The organism is Halomonas sp. XH26, from assembly GCF_024138895.1.
Lineage (GTDB): Bacteria > Pseudomonadota > Gammaproteobacteria > Pseudomonadales > Halomonadaceae > Vreelandella > Vreelandella alkaliphila.
Genome location: NZ_CP071889.1, coordinates 714364 through 738232, shown reverse-complemented (window position 1 = coordinate 738232; position 23869 = coordinate 714364). Strand labels below are relative to the sequence as shown.

Sequence of the window (23869 nt, the reverse complement as noted above, 5' to 3'; positions counted from 1 at the left end):
ACACCCATGCAGATAACCCTGGAGGCGCTGCGCACACTTGTTGGTTCTGCCCATGTGCTCACGGGCGATGATGTCACTAGTCGCCGTGTTGACTGGATGACCGGCGCGCCCTGCCAAGCAGGCGCCATCGTGCGTCCGGCAGACACCGAACAGTTAGCGGCTGTCATGCAGGCATGCCATGCGCTTAAACAGCCCGTCGTGACCCACGGCGGCTTAACCGGTTTGGTCCATGGCGCGGAGGCGAGCCCAGAAGAATTGGTCATTTCCCTGGAGCGCATGACCGCTATCGAAGAGATTGATCAGGTCGGCGGCACGATAACGGTACAAGCAGGCGCCCCCCTTCAGCGGGTTCAAGAAGCCGCTAATGAGGTAGGTCTGCAGTTCCCGTTGGATTTAGGCGCACGGGGAAGCTGTACGATTGGCGGCAATATCGCGACTAATGCTGGCGGTGTCAGGGTGATTCGCTACGGCATGATGCGCCAGCAAGTACTGGGGCTGGAAGCAGTGATGGCCGACGGGCGTGTTGTCAGCTCCATGAATCGCATGCTGAAAAATAATGCAGGGTTTGATTTAAAGCAGCTGTTTATTGGAAGTGAAGGCACCCTGGGGATTATTACTCGCGCCGTGCTGCGGCTTCAGCCGCCTACCCCTAGCGAGCAAACGGCACTGGTGGCTTGCCACTCGTTTGACGCGCTAACCGGGCTATTAAGCCATATGGGCAAAGCGCTTGGGGGTGGCCTGGGGGCGTTTGAGGTAATGTGGCAAAACCACTATCGCCTGCTCACTGAAACGCTGGCGAGGCACACGCCCCCGATTCCACCAGAACACCCCTTTTATGTGATTATCGAGTCACTCGGCAACGATGAAACTCACCATGCAGAGCAGTTCCGCGAAGCGCTTGAACAGGCATTTGAACACGACTTAATCGTTGATGCTGTGATTGCTCAATCAAGCACTCAACGCGATGGTCTCTGGGCGATACGAGAAGATATTGAAGGGCTCATCAAGGGGCTGGCACCCGTATTGACCTTTGATGTCAGCCTCCCCATTGCCGATATGCAGCGCTATACCGATGCATTAGAGAAGCAACTGGTACAACGCTGGCCAGATGGCCGCCTGGTGGTATTTGGCCATCTTGGCGACGGCAACCTGCATATTTCTGTTAGCGTTGGCAGCGATGCACCAGAAGAGCGCCACGCGGTAGAAACGCTGGTTTACGAGCCACTTAAAGCACTGGGAGGTTCTGTTTCAGCAGAGCATGGCATTGGTTTGGAAAAACGCCCCTGGCTTAGCACCTGCCGCTCTCAGGCGGAAATTGAATTAATGCACACATTGAAGCAGGCGTTTGACCCACACCAGTTGCTTAATCGCGGTAAAATTTTGAGCTGAAAATTTTCACTATTAGGATATCGATATGCCCTCCTACCCCCATCATCTTACTGGTGAAGGTCCCCTTAATCCGTTTCCTGGGATTAAAGTTTTGGAGCGCCGCATTGGCCGCGAAATCCCTCATCGATTGGGCTCTAATGAAGGGCTGGACATGCCCCATCGTGCGCTACGTGAACATTTTGGCGATGCTGTCGCCGAGCATGTGTATTGTTACGGCGATGCGGAAGCTCTCGGCGTTCGTCAGCGACTAAGCGCCCAGCAGGGTATACCACTCGATCACTTGCTGGTGGATGCCGGCGCCGATAGCCTAATCGCGTTAGCGCTACGCACTACCTGCACACCGGGCGACACCGTGGTTAGCACGGCGGGCACTTACCCAACCTTTGGTTACTTTGCGAAAGGCCAGGGTTGCCACTTAGTAGAACCTAGCTATGTTGAAGCCCCAGGCCTACTGGCCCCTGACTTAGAGGCGCTAGCGGCGGCAGCACACCAGGAAAACGCCCAGCTGGTCTATTTAGCCAACCCCGACAACCCTAGCGGCCATCTGCATAGCGACAGTGCCATTCTCAAGCTGCGCGACGCACTGCCGGACACCTGCTGGCTGCTGCTGGATGAGGCGTATGGCGATTTTCGTGATGACGCCAACAGTGACTTCGCTGCCAAGGCACTTCCGGGAGTCATTCGCCTACGCACGCTGTCAAAAGCCCACGGTTTAGCAGGCTTACGCATTGGCTATGCGATTGCTGACCCTGATGTGCTCGCATTGATGATGAAGGTGCGCATTCACTACGCGGTATCCACCTTTACCCAGGCAGCCGCAGAAATCGTGCTCGATCACCCAGCTGAAGTCCACCAACATATTGCGGAAGTAAAAGCACGCAGGGAACAGTTAGCGGCTCATTTCCAAGCACTGGGTGCCGACGTACTGCCTAGCGCCACCAACTTTATCGGCATTCGCTTACCAACTGCCGAACTGGCCGAGCGGGTAAACCGTGAGCTACTGGAAGCAGGCCGTTTAATCGCCCGCCCCACTCACCCAGCGCTTGGTCATGTCTTACGCATCACCGCCGTCGCGGATGCTTTGGAACCAGGGCAGCTGGCGATTCTTGAGCAGGCCATTAAAGAGAATGCCTGACGGCTGTCAGGCATTCTTCAAACGTTAGCGAATAGCGGGCAATAAACCTAAGCGGGCGTTAACCAGTGCTTGAACGCGGCCAGCTCGCCACGCACTGCTTGGCGATACAGGCGCTGCAAGCGCGCGGTCACACTGTCGTCCGGTATCGGCGCGTCGACTGCCGGCGCACCCGCCCTTACCCCGATGCGGCGGCCATCCAGTTCACGCAGAGGAAGAATTTCCGCAGCGGTACCGGTTAAGAACGCTTCATCAGCGGTATACAGCTCATCGCGAGTGATGCGCCGTTCGCGCACTTCAATGCCCAGCGCCTCGCGGGCTAACTGGATCACGCTGTCGCGGGTGATGCCCTGCAAGCAGGACGTCACTTCAGGCGTGTGTAGCACGCCATCGCGCAATAAGAAAACATTAGCGGCGGACGCTTCGGCTACATAGCCTTCCGGGTCGAGCATGATGGTTTCATCAAACCCTGCTTTCACGGCGGTATTCAGCGCCAGCATCGAATTCACATAATGACCGCTGGTCTTGGCACGGCACAGGCTGATATTGACGTGGTGGCGCGCCCAGGAAGACGTCAGCGCACGTAACCCACAGCGGGTTGCCTGCGGCGACAGATACGGCCCAAGGTCCCAGGCAGCAATCATCACATGGGTGCTTAATCCTTTGGCCCGTAGACCAAGGCCTTCCGCGCCAAGAAAAACCGTTGGCTTAAGATAAGCGTTCGTCAGCTGATTTTTACGCAAGCACTCCTGCTGAGCTTCGATCAGCGCCTCTTCGCTAAAAGCGATCGGAATATCTAAGGAGTGGGCGCTCTCTGCTAAGCGGCGGGTATGCTCAGCCACGCGAAACAGTGCCGCTCCTTGCTCCCCTTCATAGGCGCGCACGCCCTCAAAGCAGCCCATTCCATAGTGCAGCGTATGGGTAAACACATGAACCTTGGCCTCTCGCCACGCCAGCCATTCACCATCCTGCCAAATCCAGCCATCACGATCATAAAGCGGTGTCATTGCGTGCATTGCTCCCACTGTTGGCGCCAGCCATCGATTAGCGCTTGCTGGTGCGGTTGTAAGGCCTGATACCCCCAGGCAGCAATTTCATCGTTTTGCGGGTCGGGGACACGAATACTGCTACCAGCCAAGGTTTGAATAACGCCATGCCCACATAGCGGTACATAGCCTTCTGAGTAGCCGCCTTCATGGACGAAGACTAGCTTCCCCTGACAGCAACGGGCGGCAAGCGCCTTTAGTTGTGCGGTCATTTCGGCAAACGCCGCACTGTTGAGCAGCATCTTACCTAGCGGGTCTTTGGCACAGGCATCATAGCCACAGGCCACTACGATTAAGTCTGGGTTAAACGCTTCCAGTGCTGGCAACACCAGCGACTCCATCGCATAGCGATAAGCGCCCAAACCACAGCCCGGCGGCAGCGGTAGGTTAAGATTCGCCCCTAGCCCTTCGCCTTCTCCCTGCTCTTCAAAACTGCCTGTATCAAGGGGATAGTTCGCGGCTTGGTGAACGGAAACGGTGAACACCTCAGGCTCGGCGTAAAACGCCGACTGCTGGCTATTACCGTGGTGCACGTCCCAATCAAGAATCGCTACCCGCTTCACTTGCCCCAAGGCTCGGGCACGCATCACCGCTACCGGGATATTACCCAGCAAACAGAAACCACGCCCCTGATCTGCCTCGGCGTGATGCCCCGGAGGGCGGCAAAGTGCATAAGCGTTATTAACATGCCCAAGCGCCACGTCCTCTACCGCTGCGACGGCAAGCCCCGCGGAGTGCCTTGCGGCGGCCCAGCTACCAGGTGTAAAGGGCGCGCAGTCACCGCCATTGCCACCGCCACTCGCATCGGCTTCCGCAAGCATTTGCAGATAACGTGGGGTGTGAAAGCGCAGCAGGTCTTGCTGCGCGACAACGGGTGGTTTGACCACCCTCAGTTCATCTATCAGACCGCTGACTTCAAGAATATTCTTCAGTCGCCGCTTGCTTTCGGGGCTTTCCGAAGCAGGCTGCGGCTGCAGAAATTCACCGGGAGCAGAAAAAACACCAATTGCCCCCTGGTCGTGCCAAAAGCAGCGTTCGTGCCAGTAAAACCCTGTCTTACTCATTGAGCGTCTCTCAACTTCTCTGATAACCGCGCATAAAGGCGGCAAGGTTAGCGCTTAGCTGCTCAGTCGGATAGCCGCCCTCTTGAATCACCACGGTGGGCTGCGACAAACCGCTCAACAGCTCACCCAATGCCACAAAGGCTTCGGTTTCCACGCTTAACCCGGCAAGCGGATCATCCTTGTGGACATCCAGCCCCAAAGACACCACGACCGCCTCTGGCTGGTAACGGTTGAGTTGCTCAATCAGCGTGGCCACCGCGTTAAGATAGGTCTCGCCATTACTGCCCAAGGGCAAAGGCAAGTTGACGTTGGCACCTTCACCCTCTTCGCACCCTATCTCGTCCACGCCCCCCCAGAAGAAGGGATAAAAAACGCTTGGGTCGACGTGTACAGAGCCAGTCCAGACATCCCCGCGGGAGTAGAAAATATCCTGAGTACCATTACCGTGATGCAAATCCACGTCAATGATCGCTACTTTGGCAAATTTCTCACGCAGCACGCTGGCAGCCAGAGCAGCGTTATTCAACAAACAGAAGCCCCCCGCGTTATCCGGCCCCGCGTGATGACCCGGTGGGCGGCATAAGGCATAAGCGCGAGGGGGATAGGTGAGCGATGCACCACTCATCACTTCCTCCGCTGCAGCCACGGCTGTCGTAGCCGAGGCTAATGCTCCTTGGAAGCTTGTTTCGCTTAAAGGGCAGGCCATATCGTGCAAATGCCAGCCCGCCTGGCCAACGGGGTGACTCGGGTAGTGGCTCGCACCACCACAGGGGTGAACGTTCGGTGCCACCAGCGCCGCTGCATTAGGCAGTGCTTGCCAACGCTCATAAATCGTTTCCAAAAAGCGTAAATAGCGCGGCGTATGAATCTGCTCAAGACGTTTACGCAGCATCGGCGAGTCAGTTTCACTAGGTGCCGTCAGGCTCAAACCAGCCGCGGCCAACCCTTTGCTTAGCAGCTCAGCGCGCACCGGCCCTTCCGGTGATGGTGCTGGCTGTCCACGCAGCAGAAAGGTCGGCGGCGCATGGTAGTCCTGGTCAGGGTGGTAGAAGCACTTCATGTGTTGCACATCCGCCTTTTAAAGTAGTGAGGGAATCCAGGTTGAAAGCGCTGGAAATGCCGCTAACAGCACAATAACGCCAATAAAAGCCACATAAAATGGTAGTGATGCCACAATGGCCCGCTCATAAGGCACTTCGGCTATTCGGGCCGCCGTCATCAGCGTCATCCCCACTGGGGGAGTCACATTGGAAACGTTAAGCACCACAATCATCAATATGGCGAAATGCAGCGGGTCAAAACCCAGCTGAATCATGGCTGGCACAAGTACGGGCGCAACCACTACGAGCGCAGGTAACACGTCCATTACCGTACCAATCACCAACAGTAGTAAGCACACCAGCATTAACTGTAGGAAGGCGGCATCACTGAAGGTGGTAATAAGCCCGGCAGCGTCTCTGGCAATCCCTGAGCGTGTTACAAACCAGCCCAGTACCGCCGAGGTGGCAAGCAAGAAAAACACCCCCAGAGAAGCGTACGGTCACGACCAGCGCATCCCAAATTTTTCGCCAAGTGAGATTCCGATAAAATACGACGCCAATCACGATGGCATACACCGCCGCAAACCCAGAGGCTTCAGTGATGGTGGTTAAGCCCGACAGAATGCCACCCAGAATAATCAGCGGCACCACCATGGCAGGCAGCGCAACCACAAACGACATCAGCGCTACTTTAAACGGCGTGGGCGCCTGTTTGGGATAACCCCGTTTCCAGGCTAGGAAAAAGCTCACGCCGAGCAGCGCTAAAGCCATCAACAGCCCAGGTACAATGCCACCCGCGAAAAGGTCGATCACCGAAATATCACGCAGCAACGTTGCATACACCACCATCACCACACTGGGTGGAATAATCGGCCCAATAATCGATGAACACGCCGTAACGGCGGCCGCATACTCAGCGTCGTAGCCCTGCCTTTTCATTTCGGGAATCATGATTTTGCCGATTGCCACGGTGTCAGTAACAGCGGCACCGGTTAACCCGGCAAAAAACACCGATACCGAAATATTGACGTGGGAAAGTGCACCACGAACACGGCCAAATAACGAATTATTAAACGCAATCAGCTTATGGGTTAGTCCGCCCTGATTCATTAGTTCGGCGGTAAAAATAAAATAAGGCACCGCAATTAACAGAAACCCAGAGACCCCTGAAAACATTCGGTCAGCAATGATGCCGAGCATGCGTTCTCCACCCAGGGAGAAACCACCAGCCAGCCCGGACATGGCCATAACAACCGCCACGGGAGCCCCAATAAACAGCAACAGCACAAATACAATAATCGTAGGCGTCATGGTCGGGTCTCCCCTTCAGAACTCTCAAGAAGCTCATCGATCACCTCATGCTCGCTTGTAAAGTGCTCAAGCAGTGCAAAGCCATGAACGAGATGCAGCAACATAATCAGGCCGCTGATAGGAACAACAATGGCCGTCACTTTGCTAGGAATGCGGATTTGATCCGACACCATGTAGACCTGAGTCGCGTTGGTGAAGTAGCCCCAGCCATACCAAGTAAGCATGAGTGCAAATAAGCCGAGGACTGCCAGACACATCACCGCTGCTATTTTCACCATGATTTTGGGCAGGCTACGCACTAGCAGCGTCATCGCTACATGCTCGCCATAGCGAAGTGAAATGGTCATGGAGAGAAAGCCTATCCATGGCAAAAAAAGCCGAGCCAGTGAATAGGTCCAGCTCAGCGTGCTGCCGGTAAACAGCTTGTAGAGAAAGGCGGTAAAAGAAATACCCAACATCGATAAAATACAGCCAACGCACAATACAATCGCCGCCTGATTGATGTGATCGCTTAGGCGGCGTAACGGGGGTAAAACGCTCATGGTGATTCCTCACGCTGAGGCAGCCTTTCTACCCCAGCGTTTGTCCGTCGCTAAGTCTTACTGGCCGTATATGCGCAGATCATCATCTGCAAGCTGCTGACCAACCCGCTCGACTTCGTCAAGTAGCCCCTGCACTCGGGCTTCATCCATACCGAAGTCATCGACAATCCACTCTTTCCAAGCGGGTCGAGCAACCTCTGCCATGCGTTCCCGCTCGGCATCAGGCATCAGGTAGCAAGCTTCAAAACGTTCGCAGGACTCTACCCAACTGGCGGTGGCAAGCGCACCAGACATACCGTGGCTCAGTTGAATCGCTTCGCGGGCAGAGCTGATTAACGCCTGTTGATGCGTTTCCGGTAGCGACTGATACCAGGATTCACTGACGACCCAAGGAGCACTGTTGTACACATGCCCTGTCAGGGTGGTGTAGTCCGTTACCGCATCAAAGTTGAACGTGGTATTCAGCACAGGAGCGTTGAACTGGCCATCCGCTAGCCCCGTTTCAAGGGCAGTAATCAGCTCACCCCAAGGGAGGGGCGTGGCAGAAGCACCAAGTGAGCGCATGATAGCCACGTGAGCGGGGTTCTCTTCGGTACGGATATTGAGCCCTTCGAGATCCTCCATGGTCTCAATCAAGCGCACGTTGTTAGTGAAGGCCACAAAACCACCGCCATCATCGAACGTACCTAAGTAGCGCATATTGGCATCTTCAACGGTGCCGGACATGAAGTCAGCAAACCATTCGCTGTCAAAGAAGCTCCACGCTTGGCGCCAGCTGGTAAACAAGAAGGGTGCCGTTACCGCTTGGTAGTCGCCATAAAACGACGACATTGCACCCGCTGACATAATGGTCGATTGCAGGGTACGACCACCCTGCACTTCTGAGCCGTTTTCTACTTCAGAACCTAACTGACCACCACCAAAAATAGAGACCTCAAGGTCTCCATCGGTACGCGCTTCCACAAGGTTTTTGAAATGCACCAGGGCAGGATAGATTTCGTTATTCTTCATATCCTCTGGAAGCTGTGTGGCGATGACCATTTCATAGGACTGCGCCTGGGCGGTGGCACTGGCAATAGCCAGTGGCAGAGCCGCCATGGCAGCGAATAAAAAAGACTGTGTAGGTTTCATAACTTACCTCGTTTTGGTTATTAGCTGGTTTGCGTTATGACTGGCGTTTCCACTCGTAAGCGATCGTTTTATTATCGTTATTGTTAAAGCCGTAGAAGGCGAACGTGACGACTCCCTGTTAGCTACTCGGCTCTCTGTTAGTTACTGGCTGTTAGCTACTGGTTAATGGCCTCCCACACTTCAATGGCCGCGGCTAAGTCTTCAAGCGATGCGCCAACTGACTTAAACAGCGTGATGGCCTCTGCAGAGCGCCGACCTGGCTTAGTTCCCGCAAGCACCTCAGCAAGCTCTGCCTTGATATCCTCGAAACGGAACGCGCCTTCGTCGATTGCCTGAAGAATATCGCCGGCTTCGCCCTTAGCCCCAGCATAGGTGTCCACAAATACGACAGATCGACGTAGGCACTCAGCATCGGTTTCGCGCATTTGGGGGCGGAAGGCGCCGATAAGGTCAACATGCGTGCCCGGTGTTAACCACTCACCTTTAATTAGCGGCTCTGTGGAGAGCGTGACGCAGCTGACAATATCAGCCTGTACAACCGCGTCTTGCAGATCACTAACGACCTGGGTGTCAAATCGGTCGGCATAGGCCTCGGCGATAGCAGAAGCCTTTTCAGGGTTCCTGCCCCACACCAACACACGTTTGATTGGTCGAATGCTGGCATGGGCTTCAATGACCATAGGGGCCAACTTGCCAGTTCCCACCACCAATAGCGTTTCCGCCGCCTCGTTGGCTAGTGCTTGTGCCGCCAAGGCAGAGGCAGCAGCTGTGCGGCGGCGCGTTAGTTCGCTACCATCAATGCACGCTAGTGGTTGGCCGTGTTTACCTTCACTAAGCAAATACAGCCCTGAAATAGCAGGAATATTGTGCTGGGCATTCTGGGGAAAGACGTTGACCATTTTGACGCCGATATAGCCTGCTGGCTCCCAGGCAGGCATCAGCAGCATGGTGGCTTCACCGTCGGGGCGATGCATCGCGTGATGATGGCGTGGCGGAGATTCAACGCCGTTCACAAAGGTGGTATGTAGCCGCTTAATCAAACCTTCCCAGGTTAGATAGCGTTCCACTTCCGCCGCAGACACAACCCGCATATCAAGCCTCCGGCAGCGCAGCAACAACCATGATTTCTACTTTCCACTCCGGCTTGGCAAGCTTGGCTTCAATCGCTGCACGTACAGGCGGGCGTCCAGGCACTACCCAGGCATCCCAAGCAGCATTCATTTGGTCAAACTCGGCCATGCTGGTGACCCAAATTTGCGCCGAGATAAGCTGCTCTTTCGAGGTGCCTGCCTGGGCTAACAGTTGGTCAATGCGCGCGAGCACTTGCTCGGTCTGGCCACGCATATCAGCCGTTGCATCACTGGGCACTTGGCCAGCGAGATAAACGGTGCCGTTGTGAATCGCGACTTGGCTCATGCGGGCATTGCTGTCTTGATAGGTAACGCTCATGGTGTCTCTCCAAGGAAAATGAGGTTCCTCTTGAGACTACGATGATGATGAGCGACGTGCTTGCCCGAAACTCTGGCAAATTTGCCCGTAAGTGTTGTAACTCATCGAGCTATGATTTCTGTTTGCCAAGCTAACGGTCTGAGGAGGGGGCAATTTCAAAGTAACGCCGATAGGCGCGAGAAAAGCTTCCTTGGTCACGGAAGCCAACCAGCATGGCAATATGGCCCAGGCTTAGTGCGCTGTGCCGAACCAACGTACGGGCGTGTTCAAGCCGTCTGCGCTGAACATATGCTAATGGCGTCACACCGGTTAGGTCACGAAAACAGGCATGAAAATGCCCAGGGCTTAGCGCACATAATGCGGCTAATTGCTCAACCCGAATATCGTCCGCCAAGTGCTGATCCAGCCACGCATCCAGCCTTTCCAGGTCAAGCCGTTCGCTGATACAGCGAACACCGATCTGGTCAGCAACTTGCTTCGGCTCATCTTGAAGGTACATATACAGCGCTCGAAGCAGCAGCACGGCAATTTCATTTTGCAGCGCGGGGCACTGCTCCAACTGATTCGTTAAGGCATGGGTCAGCTGATTAAGCGCCGGAGGTACGGTAAAAAAACGTGGTTTGTCGAATAGCCGCTCGATTTCACTGCCTTTTTCCAACACCGCCAAGTGCTTAACAGGAATGTCCAACACCAGCGTGCGGTTACTGCCATCGCCTTGGTACTCATGGTGTCGAGAAGACGGGATCAAGCAGCCACGGCGTGCCGTGACACGCTCGCTCTGCCCTTCCATAGCAAGCTCAGTCACGCCACACGTTGCCAGAATTAACTGGTGAAAATCGTGTGAGTGGGATACCTGTTCGGGGGCTAAATTACGGTTATGCAGCTCAAACTGGACCATGGACGTACCGTTTGGTTCTACGTTGACGATTGCACTATAAAACGGCTGACCATAGAAAAGCGAGAGAACGCTAACGCTTGGCTAACGCTCTCTTTTTGCGTAAAGCAATTTAACTAATGGCTAGTTACAGATAACTACGCTGATCTGTAAAAAGCGGTAGCTGCTAAGCTAGTCCAGTACCGCTTTGGCAATGTCATTAGGTCATCGTGTTGTAATTGGTATTCCAGTTAACGTTGTCAAAGTCGCCAAGATTAATAGCCTCGAACGACGCTAGCGTGTCTGTATCAAACGCACTGTTTGAGAGTGCTTCCACACGCTGCAGCAGCGCATCATCGGCGATGTCTGGCGTATTGCCATCTCCGGCTAAGAGATACACCACGTCACCGGTTTCCAGGCCAAGTTGATCAAGCCAATCAACACTGCTTTCAAATTCAGCGGTCGTGAACACGGAGAAGGCGTCATTAACGTCTAGCGCTTGCACCTCTTCGCTGATCACAAGCCCAGTCCCCTCGCCGCGCAGTGCTGCGAACTCATCGGCGGTCAGGTCAACGCGTAACTCGTCAGCACCTGGCACATCACCGACGCGGAAGTCGGTGATGCTCATCACCTCGCCACCAGGCTGACCATCCACCGTAAAGGTTTGGGCAAGTTGATCAATGCTTCCTCCGACTTCAGCACCCGGCTGATGCTCGTAGCCATTGACCGTAAAGGCAATATTCAGATCCTGCTCATCGTCACTGTTAAGCGGGTCATCAATGACGACAATGCTTGCGGCATCATCGACTAGAAAATCAGCAGGAACCCCACCATTGCCTGCGACATTAAGGGTGTAGATATTGCTGTAGGTATCCTGCACTACCCATGAGGTTAGCGAGGAGAGAGGCACGTCGTTATTTACCGCGCCGTCCAGCAGTGTACTGGCGGTATCAAATAGCTCCTTCGCCGCGCGAACATCCAACAATCCAGCATCAAAAAATGCGCTTTGATCGGTCTCTAACGCGTAATTTTCAGGGATGCTTCCCCCGCTGATAGAGCGCTGTACCAGATCCGCTAGGGGGTAAGACACTGTTAGCCCTGTTTGGTCAAAGTTCTTTAGCTCGCTGAGCACTTCAAAATCTTGATAACCGATCTCATCAGTATTGACGCGTACACTGCTCGCCGCTAATAGTACGTCACTATCGATAGCGTCCATGAGCTGCTGGACACTATCTTCCACCACCCAGTTCAGCAACGTTTCGCGGTCCAGCTCAGCGGCATTGTTGGCACCTGCCACAATGGAGGCGACGGTGGCTAGCAGTTGCTCACCTTCCGCGACGGTTAACGAGGAGGCATCAAAAAGCTGGTCAGCCAGCACTTGGTAGCTACCCGGGCGCTCATCGGTGCTGGCAGGCAATACCTCTCCGGCATTTATTACGGCAACCGCTTCTTGTAAGGAGTAACCCACTTCCACGCTATCGAGCGTCACATTGCCTAGCGCGACAAACGCCTCGTACTGCTCGGCGCTCAGGAGCTCATCAGTTCCCAACTCCAAGCTGATAGTAGTAGCGCCCGTTACCCACGCTTCATCACTCGCCGCTAATAAATCATCCGCCTGAGCCCTGGTAATACTCCACGTTTGCAGCACTTCCACACTGACATCACGGCTGTTTAGCGCACCATCGACAATTGCCTGAACCGACTGATATCGGGCTTGTGCATCAGCAACCGTAGCAAGTGAGAAATTGGGTAGCTCACCACTGTTTGGGGAGATTTCATAGCTATTGGCAATGCTTTCAATCTGATTCAGCGTTAAGTTACTGGTTAAGATAAATCGCACGGGCGTATCGCCAAGCTCAAAATTATCTAACCGTTGTAAACGCTGTAAATCAGCAATCGCTAGAATGTCGTTATTAACTGATACCTGCTCTGCGCCAGTGATATGCAACGGGAATTCAGTGCCAGCCTGAGCCTCTAGCAAGGCAGCTGCCGTATCAACAACCGTCCATTTCAGTAGTGCATTTACTGCTGGCGTGGGCCCATTGGCATTTGCCAGTGCAGATAGTGCTTTATCCACCAACGGTTTAACGTCAGCAGCGGTGAAGGTACCCACGGACAGCTCTTCATCAGCAATGCGATAACCCACACTGTTATCGCTTGGATCTTTATTGAGACTTTCAACACCCTCTTCGTCAATGATCTCTAATGCTTCTTCTAGGGTATACAGCACCTCAATGGGGTCATCGGCATACTGATAGTTACCTAGGGTCGTCAACGACTGATATTGCGCGTAGGTGATTTGATCATCCGTAATCGTGACATTGCCAGCCAGCGTTACGTGGCTCTGATTGATCGCACGAATAACGTTGTCAGCTGTGTCGCTTACCGTCCAGTCAAACAGGGTTTGAACGGTTTCATTGTTATTTTCAAGACCGTTAGCCGCTTCCAATACCGTGCGGATATTTGCCAAGGTGTCGGCGGAGTCTACGACAGTTAAGGTTTCCACCCTGGCTGTCGTGTCATCTAGCAGACTAAAACGCCCTGCTGGTGCGAGCAGATCGGCCTCTTCGGCACGCAGCGCATCGCTAATATCGGCATAGGTTACTGCGGTCGTATCACCTAAGCTAAAGTTGTTCAGCGTCGTATCCAAACGCTCATATTGTGCTGCGGTTAAGGTGAGGTTAGTGACTTGAATGGTATCCGCAAGCTGCAACCCTTCAGGGAGATTAGCCCTTAACTGCGCCTGGATATTAGTGTAGCTATCAAGCACGCTCCAGGTATAAACGCTGCCGAGGTTCGGCGCGTTTTCGGCGCTATCTAGCAGTTGGCGCACAGCGGCCAGATCATTAATAGCAGACTGTGCAGTCAATGGCTGCGGGGCAAATAACGCGCCAGTACTGATGATGTAATTAGCCACGACATCGTCGATACCGACGCTAAACGCCTGTGCTAGCGTGTACTCCACCTGCTCGTCGCCACGCAGGTAGCCGACATTATCGCTTTCAATCGCTAACAGCGCATTGTATTCGCCGATGCTAATCGTTGGGTCGGTGACACGAAGTTCGTCAGCAAGGGCGATATGCAATGCACCCTGCTCAACGGCTAAAATCGCCTCAGCAGTATCATTAATCACCCAGTTGAATAGCTCGTCAGCGTCTAGCCCATCGGCGTTATTGGCGCCGCTTATTATGTCTTCAACACGAGCAAGCTCAGAACTAGCACCAGCAACGCTGAGCTCTCCTGGGCTGTAAACATCGGGTGCAATTTGATAGTTGTCCGCTAGTTCAATGTCGGTACTGATAGCACCTTCTAGGGTATAGCGAACAACCGTGGCGGCCAGTTCAAAGTTTTCTAACATGGCCAAGCGTTCGTACTGGGATTGATTAATTCCTACATTAGCGACACGCACCTGATCCGCCAACATCACGTGATCTTCAGCAATATCACCAATGATAGTATTGGCGTTATCGACCACTACCCAGCTAAATGGCAGGTTTTCGCTCAGTTCAGCACTATTTTCAGCGTTTTTCGCCAACTCGACGACCTGGGTATACGCGTCACGTGCGTCTTCCACGGTGACTTCGCCAGCCTCACGAATCGCCTCTAGATTGATCGCATAATTATTGAGCAGCGAATCACTATTGTCAGCAGCAATGGCGCTTGAAAGGGTGTACTCAACGGTTTCTCCGCTGCGTACGTAATTGCTCTGAAGTCCTGTTAGGGCTTCATACTGTGCCAAGGTAATCACACCATCGCTAACGTTGACGGCATTGGCACGCAGTAAATGGGCAACATCACCCGCATCCAAAATAGCGTCAACCGTATCAAGCACTGTCCAGTTGAAGAGTTGATCGACATTGGGCGTTTCTGGGTTCAGCGCATTCGCCAGAATGTTTTCTACGGTCGCGAGCGTATCTTCTGCTTCCAACACACTAACACTGCCCGCATTAAAGGGCGGCTGTTGGGCGATTTCGTAGTTATCGGCAAGCACGTCAGCAGCGATTGCTTGTGCCAGGGTGTAGCCTACAACGGTGTCGCCTAGCTGGAAGTTATCCAGCGTATTAAGCTGGTCAAACTCATCAACGGTTATCGCACGGTCACTAATCGTGACGGGGTTAGCGCCAGCGACGTGGCCATCGTTGATATCCGCAATAATGGCACTAGCACTATCACTGACGGCCCATTGAAATAGCGTCAGTGGCGGTTGATTGTTGGCACCTTCCAAAACACGCGAAACATCGGCAAAGGCTGAAGCGGCTTGTGCGACGGTCACGGTACCGACATTAAGAGGAGCATCGAGATCAATGATGTAGTTGCTGGCCAGCGGTGCTGCATCAAGAGCTTGTGCAAGCGTATAGCCTACTTCTGTGGCACCTAGCTCGAAATTGCTCAGCGCATAGAGCTGCTTAAATTGCTCTGGCGTAATGACGGCTTCTGTGACACTGACACGGCGGGCCTCATTAAGCTGCGGGTCAGCACTGGAAGCGTTTATCACGTTGTCAAAACTATCGAGGATGGTCCAGTTCAACAACATCTCACGTGTTAAACCATCATCCCCAGTGTTCAGCGCGCGATCCGTTAACAGCCGTGTTTCATCAATAAGCTCTGCCGCTTCACGCAGGCTTAATTCATTATTAACAAACGGCGTTTCTGGATCTAACGTGTAGTTTGCGGGCATTTCTGCCGTTTTCAGCGCCTCTTCAAGCGTGTAAGGCACCACGGTGCTGCCAAGCACAAAGTTATCCAGCGTATTCAAGTCTGCGAACTGGTCCGGCCGGATCGTTTCATCCGTTAGCGTAACGCGCTCAGCACCTAAAACGGCGGGGCGCTCCAAACCGCCAGTCACCAACACATCTTCGACGCTAGCGCGAATTGACCAAGTGTAAATGTCGGAAAGCTCGATAGGCGCCGTTCCAACATCGTAATCACCTGCTAAGATCTTCTCCACCAGCGCCAAGCGGTCGGCGGCAACGGTCAATCCCAACGTACCCGCAGAGAACGCCTGATCAGGGTTGATCAAGTACTGAGAGGGCAAGTCTCCTTTTTGCGCAAGATTAACCGCGGTTTGAAGCGTGAGATAAGGAAGATCAGCGCGAACATCAATCGTATTAGAAAGATCGCTGTTGGGGTTTTGAACCGCTTGTTGAGCATCGCGAAGTGGGTTGCTGTCGCCGTCCCGATAAGCATCAAGATTAACGTCTGCCCCGGCGTTATCAATAGCGTCTAGCGCTTGTTTTACCTGACCGGCAATAGAAGGCAGCCCTAATGCATCAGCCATTTGCTGATTGGTCAGCTCACGCCCCGCTTCATTGGCTTGATTGAGTGCGTTGGCAAGTAGTGAAAGCGCGTCGCTACTGCTAATGCCCGCACTGTCGGCCATCGCTAGCAAGCCAGCAACTTTAACACCCGCGACAAGCAACTCAACGCTAGCGGATTGATCGCCCAGTGGATCGGTAGTCAGCAAATCAACGCGTTCATCTAATCCCAATGCAGTTTTAATGACACTTTGTGATGTGGCGTCGTTAATATCGAACTGCGCCGATAACTGAACCATCATGGTGGTCAACGGCGTGATCACCGTGGCATCTTCTGGCGCTCGCAACACCCCGTTGAACGGCAGCCCAGTGGCAATATCAACGCCACCTGTGGCCGTCAAGATACCGCTGCCCTGCAGGCCACTGAAGAAACCGCTATTGTCGGTTTCCACTTGATTAGCATTGACGGCACGAGTAACGGTGGCACCAGCAATATAGCCATCAATCACATAGCCGCTGGTCGTAGTTGGTTCTGGTGCAGGCGGTGTTGAGGAATCACCACCTCCCCCGCCGCCGCCGCCACCTGCTGCGGCCGCACCTAACGCCAACGCCCCACCACCGAGGTAAAGCCAGGGAGGAATATCGCCAAAAGAGCTAACTGGGGTGCTGCTACCGCTTGTGGCATTTGCATTACTTGGCGTGGTTTCGCTGCCGCTAACGCTAGGTGAAAAAGACGCACTAGGCACAAAGAGCAGCGTGCCAAAGTCAGTGCTTTCTGCCACACCTTGCTGCAACGCACTGCTCGGGCTGATTAACAAAAGATCACCCTGTTGAACCACGGCGCCACGCTCCACGAGCAACAGCGAGCCATCTGCGCGGGTAATCATTACATTACCATCAGGCAACAGCTCCCAGGTCTGCACATTGGGCAACTGGCTTAACGGCACAAGAAGGCCGCTGTCGGCATCCAACTTTTCCATGAGCGCTGTGATATCGACCACCACACGGCCGCCCTCAAGTTCAACATCGGCAGCCGCTAGATAAATACGTTGGCCGTTATCCATTACCAATGTCAGGCTGCCATTAGGCTGGCGAATAACCTCATCAACCCCTTGCAGGTCATTAACAGCGACCATGTCATCAGCCATCGCCTGCTGAGCCATCAGCGGCAGTACTAGCGTTGCCGCCATTCCACCACGCTTCAACACTTTTTGGTTTTTCGCCATCCAACGGCGAACGAAAGCAAGGCGTGCCTGCGGATCAGTCGGTATTTCTATGCGCGCCACACCCTCTTGGGTGTCAGCGAACGCTTGCCAGTCGCCCTGTGAGTCCACTGAACTCACCCTGACGCCATTGAGCAGGTGGCCGTTCATCACGCCAGGCTGGGTCGACTTAAGAATATCGGCTGATGATATCGCCATTGAGCACTTCTCCACTGAAAGTTCGCAGGCGCTTGGCGCCTAATCGTTTTTATATCTGGTTGGCGTATATCGCCCACACGCCTGCACGTACACTGTGCTTATCAGACGCATTAGAAAAATAGGCCTAAGTATTCCACAAAGAAGTATTAGCCAAACCCTGAAAAAGGCTGGTTATATAGCGGTAACAGAGCATTAGACGCATCGCCACCACTGAAATGCGGTAGCACGCAATGGAATCAGCCGAAAAGAACGGCCAGATGAAAAGAGATCGTAAAAAGCAGACTTCCCCCCCTCATTAGCTCTCAGCCCGCTGCGATATGCTTTTGGGGAAGCGAATGTCGGCTTTTCAATGGGAGCTGTATTCAGCAAGCTTTCATGAATTACTATGCAGTAATGGCCAATTAACTCCGAGAGATATCGTCAATCACTAACCTGATTTGATCTCGCAACCAACTCAGTCCGACATCCTTGTCCGTCCATATCGCCCAATTCATAGTTACCGGTGGGAAATTAAGTGAAATCGGCATTTCACAAAATGCAAGCCCGAATAACGGTGCATACTGCACGGCAATCCTTCTAGGCACTGTTGCCACGACAGGTGCATTGCGTGCTGCAGCAAGCAGCGGCATAAAATCAGGCGCCGCTAAGATGACATTGAGCTCTATTCCCAATGCTTCCAAAGCATCACCAACACAGCCCGCGACATTTGCCGTCTGGGACAGAACAGCATGCCGTGCGCCAAGATAATCGTCACGCGATAATGGCGGTACCAATCGACAGAGATCGGCATTAAAGCAGCATGCTATGTTAGATTCGAACAGGACCTCTCCTAGATGACGAGACTGTTTACAGCCAATAGCCAAATCAATTTCGCCCGAATCCATCATCATATCCACTGTTTCGACCGTAATCGCACGGCTTAGCAGCCGAACCCCCGGTGCCGTTGATTGCAACCGATCCATCAAGGCAGGTAGCAGAACCATCTCCATTTCACCGGCAATACCCACCCGAAAAATCCGGTCTGCTGTTTGCGGCTCAAAACTATCCGATGACTGAAGCGCATTTTGCGCCTGTGTCAACGCTACTCGCACCGGCCCAGCCAGCGCTCGGGCTTTGGCCGTTGGCTGCATTTTCTGCCCGACACGAACGAAAAGATCGTCCTGCAATAACATCCGCAGTGTCGATAAATTATGACTCATTGCCGACTGACCAATACGGAGTTTCTCGGCAGATTTGGTGACACTCAGCTCTTGCATCATTGCGTCAAACGCGACCATAAGATTGAGGTCGAAGGAGCCTAAATTGAAATGATCAATATTATCCATGATTGGCATCGATTTGATTGCTGACCAATGGGAATATACCTTTTCCTCATGGCGTTACAAACCGCCGGTTGAATTCTGGCCTGTTGATTGATTGAGAGAGGGTGTTTTTATGCTGTCACGCAGAGATATGCTTAAAGGTTCGCTTGCTGCTATGGCCGTTGGTGCAGCCGCCAGCACCGTTTTCATCCCATTACACGCTGCAGCCAGTGCGCCGCTAATTGGCACGCAGGCGCCGGGCTATTACCGCTTGATGGTCGGTGATGTCGAAGTCACCGCACTCTCGGATGGTACGGGCCTGTTTCCGATCGCCGACCTTTACCTGAATATCACCCCCGAACAGGCTCGCACAGCACTTGCCAATGCGTTTCAAGGCACGCCAACCCATCTGTCAGTTAATGCCTATCTGCTGAATTTCGGTGATCGGCTGATTCTTCTGGATGCAGGAACCGGTGATCTGATGGGCCCAGCCTTGGGCAAACTGACAAGCAATATCATCGCATCGGGCTATCATCCCGATCAGATCGATGATGTGGTAATTACCCACATTCACCCCGACCATGTCGGTGGACTTGTCCTGAATGGCAACAAAGTGTTTGCCAACGCGATGGTCCATGTACCAAAACTGGATGCGGAGTATTGGCTTAGTGCCGAAAATCGTGACAAGGCCCCAGACGACGCCAAGCAGTTCTTTGATCAGGCGGTCTCGTCAACCAAGCCCTATATCGACAGCGACACGCTTAGAACCTACGACACGGATATGCCAGCCATTCCAGGCGTGATTAATTCAACCCATCGCCCAGGCCATACCCCTGGTCACAGTGCCTTATGGTTTGAAAGCAAAGGCGAAAAATTCGTCTACTGGGGCGATATCACGCATGGCGATGTCATTCAATTCGACGAACCAGGCGTGGCGATTGCCTTTGATGTTGACCCGGACCTGGCTGTCATCACTCGCGAAGCGGCCTTTGCCGAAGCGGTAGCGGAGAGGTACATGGTAGCTGGTTGCCATATCGCATTCCCAGGCATCGGATACGTGGTCGAAGACAGCACGATGTTTGACTGGGTGCCCGTCAATTATCGCGCAGACGTCTGATCTATAGCCATTATTTGCCCATGCACGACAAACGATTGGACGGCGCTGGGCAATGCGGTCACTGCTAAATAATTGCGATCATGCCCTAACCACAACGGTAAACAGACACAAAAAAGAGCTTAGCGATAAATCGCTAAGCCCTTGAATTTGGTGCCGGTGGCTAGACTCGAACTGGCACACCCGTAAAGGCGGCGGATTTTGAAGCCTTTGCTTATTAGCACGTTACAGCACACTGCCCGTATCTGGCTTCTCTGCTTTATCAACAGCCTGCTTTGACCTGCTTTGGCATACAGCGATGGACAGTTTTTTTCCACTTCCCTTAAGCCATGCCAAAACGAGCATTTTCAAAAAAAACTTATCCTCCTACGCCCCAAAACCAAAATTTTCTTGGCAATCTTTCGTAACCGATATTCACTTAGGCATCATGGACGATGAAAAAAACAGCGCTGCTCGCGTTCCTATTTGTTCTTCCGGTTACCGCTCACGCTGAGATTTTCAAGTGTGTCGAGAATGACCATACCACCTTTCAAGATTTCCCTTGTGTCAACGGCAACTCTGAAACTGTCGATACCAACAACTTAACAATCATTGCTCCACCGAAGGGTACCGCACATCCTCAGCCTTCCCGATCCGTGACGACTCCACCCCGTCCGCGCCTTTACTTGCCGTATCTAAACCGACATCAAACCGACATCAAACCGACATAGAGCGCCGCAATGCTAGAGTAAAGGCACGCGCTCGATATCCTTTGAGATAGGCAGTTGATAAGCAGGCTCGGTAGGCCACCAACGCGTATATCTAGTTACACCTATGGTGGTGCGGCTGTTTCGTCGGCTGAATTGGGATGGTAGCCGTCCTTTCCAGAACGGCCGTCATGCAGTGATTATCTTTAATGGAGAGGTTTCTAGTTATTCTGGTAATTAGTTATTTTTTTATGGCTTTAATTATTTCTATTAAGTTGTCGCTTACATCTGGAGCATTCCATTCACTTGTTTCCAAGTCTTTATACATTAGGCCATGGAATTTCTCAGTAGCCGATAAGGCTTCATTGGAATCCATTTCTCCTATTCTATATTTATGAAAAATGGATATAGCAATTCTATTTTCTATCTTAGCTAGCATTTGTTCATACTGATCTTCTTTTCTCAGGTTAATTCTAAGGAAATAACCCAAAACAAACATCATAGAAACACCACTTAAAAAAAGACCATATCCAGGATCAAAAGCAATATAAAAAAGAAATGCAAAAATGGGAGTAATGTACATACTAAAAATAATTTTATTTAGAACACCTCTAACTCGCCTAAGATTACTTTTTATTTGCTTAGAAAAGTCTTTCATACCTGAAAAAATGGAGGTTAAACCAGTCTCATCTTCTATGCTTTCCAGAACTTCTGCATTAACCTTTAACCTTTTATCCATGTCTTTTATTAGTTCATGCTCTTCTTTTATAGCCTCTTTAACTTGCGTCGCCAGCTTATCTTCAAATTTTGCCACAGCTCTTTCTTCAATCAATCTATATCTTATTTTATTATCATAAATATAAATTTTTTTATTTATTTTTTCTTCATATTCTTTACCGCTTGGAATTTTCACTAAAAGTTCAAATGATTTCTTCGTTAGCCATAATGCTTCTTCAACAGGGCTTCCTTCACCATACGCAGTAATCGCTTCATTGCTATAAATATAAAGAAAGCAAAAATACTCAACCACTGCATCTTGATCAAACCGGTTACCTAAGCTAACGCTCTCTAAAACGTTATTCCAAGTAGGTACATTCTCATAAAAATCACCGTCACTATTCATTAAATAATCGCAAGACTTTAGCATAAGCCTAATGGCTTCTCTAAAACACTCGTTATCTTTATTATTATCCTCTAATTCATTACTTAAATATTTATCCAATATAAAACTTATTCTTTTTAATGCGTTACCTGTTACATAAGCATTTAAATTACTATCCACAACCCCTACCTCCCTGGAACCATCTATCCACAACCCGTTGTGCTAGTCGGTATCCGTCCCTGTTTGCTTCAACTCGCGGCGAGCCCTCTCTATTTCGGGGCTTACTTGTCCGCACGCCTCGTCTGTCATTCCAGTTAGTAGCCAAATTTCGGCCATTGCTCACCCTTCAAAATTTTTAATTAAAGTCAAATAGTTGCTACTCCCCCCACTATCTAATACCCCAGCCTAACGAATTTCTCTCATGTTGAGCTATGTCAGCGGGCAAATACCCATGTCTGCATCTACCAGTTAATTGACACATCGATGCAATCATCTACTAGATAAAGCTTTAATGATTCTTAAAATATCACAACATACCACAGCGAGCAGATACAGCATGGAAATGAGTAATACGCCCCACGTCCCAGCACCTCATGACGATAGAGCGTTTCTCAACGCCAACTTGCCATACTGTTTCATGGAGTGTGCCAAAAATATCGGCGGACAAAAAGTGGATACATAAAAAACTGAGAAGGGAAAAACTAGGCAAGCAGGCACAAAAAAGGGCTTAGCGATAAATCGCTAAGCCCTTGAATTTGGTGCCGGTGGCCAGACTCGAACTGGCACACCCGTAAAGGCGGCGGATTTTGAATCCGCTGCGTCTACCAATTCCGCCACACCGGCAATGGCTGCGCATTATACGGAGATAACTTCACAGGTCAATCACATTGACTGACTTTATCTATCTAAAGCGCTATCCTATGCCGCCTGTTTGACCACTGATAAGAGCCATTTCCATGCAGCGCGCGGATTTTCATTTCGAGCTACCCGACGAGCTAATTGCTCGCTACCCTTCTGAGCAGCGCAGCGACTGCCGTTTGCTATGCGTGGATGGCCAGAGCGGCGCGCTTGAGCATCGCCGGTTTCCTGATTTACTTGAACTACTCGAACCCGGCGACTTGCTGGTATTCAATGACACGCGCGTCATTCCAGCACGCCTGCACGGCCACAAAGCTAGCGGCGGTAAAGTAGAAATGCTGCTGGAGCGCCCGTTGGATAGCCACCGTGGTTTGGCGCATATTCGTTCGAGCAAATCGCCCAAGCCAGGCACCGAGCTGATCTTTGAAGGCGACATTCATGCGGTGGTTGAAGGCCGCCGCGATGCACTGTTTGAGCTGCGCTTTTTAGGCGACACACCAATGATTGCGCTGCTTGAAAAGCACGGCCATATGCCACTGCCGCCCTATATCACCCGTGACGATGAGCTGAGTGATCGGGAACGCTATCAAACCGTGTATGCCCGCCGCGACGGTGCAGTAGCAGCGCCTACCGCGGGGCTTCACTTTGACCAACCGTTGCTGGATGCCCTGGCCGAGAAAGGCGTTAACAGTGCCTTTGTGACCTTGCACGTCGGCGCTGGCACCTTTCAGCCAGTACGCGTCGACAACATCCTTGAACACCATATGCATAGCGAGTGGATTGAGGTGTCTGAGACCGCCTGTCAACAAGTGCGTGACACTCAGGCTGCGGGGAAACGGGTCATTGCCGTCGGCACTACCAGCGTGCGCTGCTTAGAAAGCGCTTGCCTGAAAAGTAGCGACGGCCAGATCGCCCCCTACAGCGGCGACACCGATATCTTTATCTACCCTGGCTACGAATGGCGCTGTGTGGATGCTCTGATAACTAATTTCCACCTGCCCGAGTCGACCCTGTTGATGCTGGTCTCTGCATTTGCCGGCTATGACCACATGATGCGGGCATACCGCACGGCAGTTGACGAGCGCTACGCGTTCTTTAGTTATGGCGATGCCATGCTGCTGACCCGCTAAACACGATACGTCCAGCGCCTTAAC

Annotated in this window: 15 protein-coding genes, 1 tRNA gene and 1 pseudogene; 4 read left to right on the top strand and 13 right to left on the bottom strand. The window is 52.3% G+C overall.

Features of this window, described 5'->3' with window-relative positions; genetic code table 11:
- Nucleotides 1–6: 6 nt before the first annotated feature.
- Entirely contained in the window at nucleotides 7–1389 is a 1383-nt protein-coding gene (locus J4377_RS03435; protein ID WP_253486773.1) for an FAD-binding oxidoreductase, read from the top strand.
- Between the two features lie 25 nt (nucleotides 1390–1414).
- On the top strand, nucleotides 1415–2524 hold the full coding sequence (locus J4377_RS03430; RefSeq protein WP_120385738.1) for a histidinol-phosphate transaminase: 1110 nt from the start codon (nucleotides 1415–1417) through the stop codon (nucleotides 2522–2524).
- Between the two features lie 47 nt (nucleotides 2525–2571).
- Here J4377_RS03430 and J4377_RS03425 read toward each other — a convergent pair whose 3' ends face one another.
- The 11 genes and pseudogenes from J4377_RS03425 to J4377_RS03375 form a co-directional block, all read right to left on the bottom strand.
- Complete coding sequence (locus J4377_RS03425; RefSeq protein ID WP_038481525.1) at nucleotides 2572–3528, bottom strand: branched-chain amino acid transaminase; 957 nt, start codon at nucleotides 3526–3528, stop codon at nucleotides 2572–2574.
- Nucleotides 3525–4631 (bottom strand): class II histone deacetylase, encoded by a 1107-nt coding sequence (locus tag J4377_RS03420; protein WP_253486772.1) that lies wholly within the window; start codon nucleotides 4629–4631, stop codon nucleotides 3525–3527. The genes J4377_RS03425 and J4377_RS03420 overlap by 4 nt, the downstream gene beginning before the upstream one ends.
- A 10-nt stretch (nucleotides 4632–4641) precedes the next feature.
- Nucleotides 4642–5691: a histone deacetylase family protein gene (locus tag J4377_RS03415; RefSeq protein WP_253486770.1), complete on the bottom strand. Its 1050-nt coding sequence runs from the start codon at nucleotides 5689–5691 to the stop codon at nucleotides 4642–4644.
- 18 nt (nucleotides 5692–5709) lie between these two features.
- A pseudogene (locus J4377_RS03410) lies at nucleotides 5710–6913 on the bottom strand (TRAP transporter large permease).
- Nucleotides 6914–6978: 65 nt separating this feature from the next.
- Entirely contained in the window at nucleotides 6979–7524 is a 546-nt protein-coding gene (locus J4377_RS03405) for a TRAP transporter small permease (RefSeq protein ID WP_038481514.1), read from the bottom strand.
- 57 nt (nucleotides 7525–7581) lie between these two features.
- On the bottom strand, nucleotides 7582–8655 hold the full coding sequence (gene dctP, locus J4377_RS03400) for a TRAP transporter substrate-binding protein DctP (protein ID WP_038481511.1): 1074 nt from the start codon (nucleotides 8653–8655) through the stop codon (nucleotides 7582–7584).
- A gap of 155 nt (nucleotides 8656–8810) precedes the next feature.
- Nucleotides 8811–9746: an ornithine cyclodeaminase family protein gene (locus tag J4377_RS03395; protein ID WP_095602694.1), complete on the bottom strand. Its 936-nt coding sequence runs from the start codon at nucleotides 9744–9746 to the stop codon at nucleotides 8811–8813.
- 1 nt (nucleotide 9747) lies between these two features.
- Nucleotides 9748–10104 (bottom strand): RidA family protein, encoded by a 357-nt coding sequence (locus tag J4377_RS03390; protein ID WP_095602695.1) that lies wholly within the window; start codon nucleotides 10102–10104, stop codon nucleotides 9748–9750.
- 130 nt (nucleotides 10105–10234) lie between these two features.
- A complete protein-coding gene (locus tag J4377_RS03385; protein WP_038481501.1) occupies nucleotides 10235–11002 on the bottom strand; it encodes an AraC family transcriptional regulator in 768 nt (255 codons plus the stop codon).
- 196 nt (nucleotides 11003–11198) lie between these two features.
- Nucleotides 11199–17654, bottom strand: coding sequence for a calcium-binding protein (locus J4377_RS03380; RefSeq protein ID WP_253486768.1), 6456 nt, complete (start codon nucleotides 17652–17654; stop codon nucleotides 11199–11201).
- 401 nt (nucleotides 17655–18055) lie between these two features.
- On the bottom strand, nucleotides 18056–18979 hold the full coding sequence (locus J4377_RS03375; protein ID WP_253486766.1) for a LysR family transcriptional regulator: 924 nt from the start codon (nucleotides 18977–18979) through the stop codon (nucleotides 18056–18058).
- A gap of 109 nt (nucleotides 18980–19088) precedes the next feature.
- Between J4377_RS03375 and J4377_RS03370 the strand changes: the two genes are divergently transcribed.
- The gene (locus J4377_RS03370) at nucleotides 19089–20072 is read left to right on the top strand and encodes an MBL fold metallo-hydrolase (RefSeq protein ID WP_253486764.1); all 984 of its coding nucleotides are present in this window, start codon (nucleotides 19089–19091) and stop codon (nucleotides 20070–20072) included.
- 924 nt (nucleotides 20073–20996) lie between these two features.
- Here J4377_RS03370 and J4377_RS03365 read toward each other — a convergent pair.
- Entirely contained in the window at nucleotides 20997–22037 is a 1041-nt protein-coding gene (locus tag J4377_RS03365) for a hypothetical protein (RefSeq protein ID WP_253486762.1), read from the bottom strand.
- 576 nt (nucleotides 22038–22613) lie between these two features.
- Nucleotides 22614–22700, bottom strand: a tRNA-Leu gene (locus tag J4377_RS03360).
- A gap of 113 nt (nucleotides 22701–22813) precedes the next feature.
- On the opposite strand from J4377_RS03360, the gene queA reads away from it, so the two are divergent.
- Complete coding sequence (gene queA / locus J4377_RS03355) at nucleotides 22814–23845, top strand: tRNA preQ1(34) S-adenosylmethionine ribosyltransferase-isomerase QueA (protein WP_038481492.1); 1032 nt, start codon at nucleotides 22814–22816, stop codon at nucleotides 23843–23845.
- Nucleotides 23846–23869 lie beyond the last annotated feature (24 nt).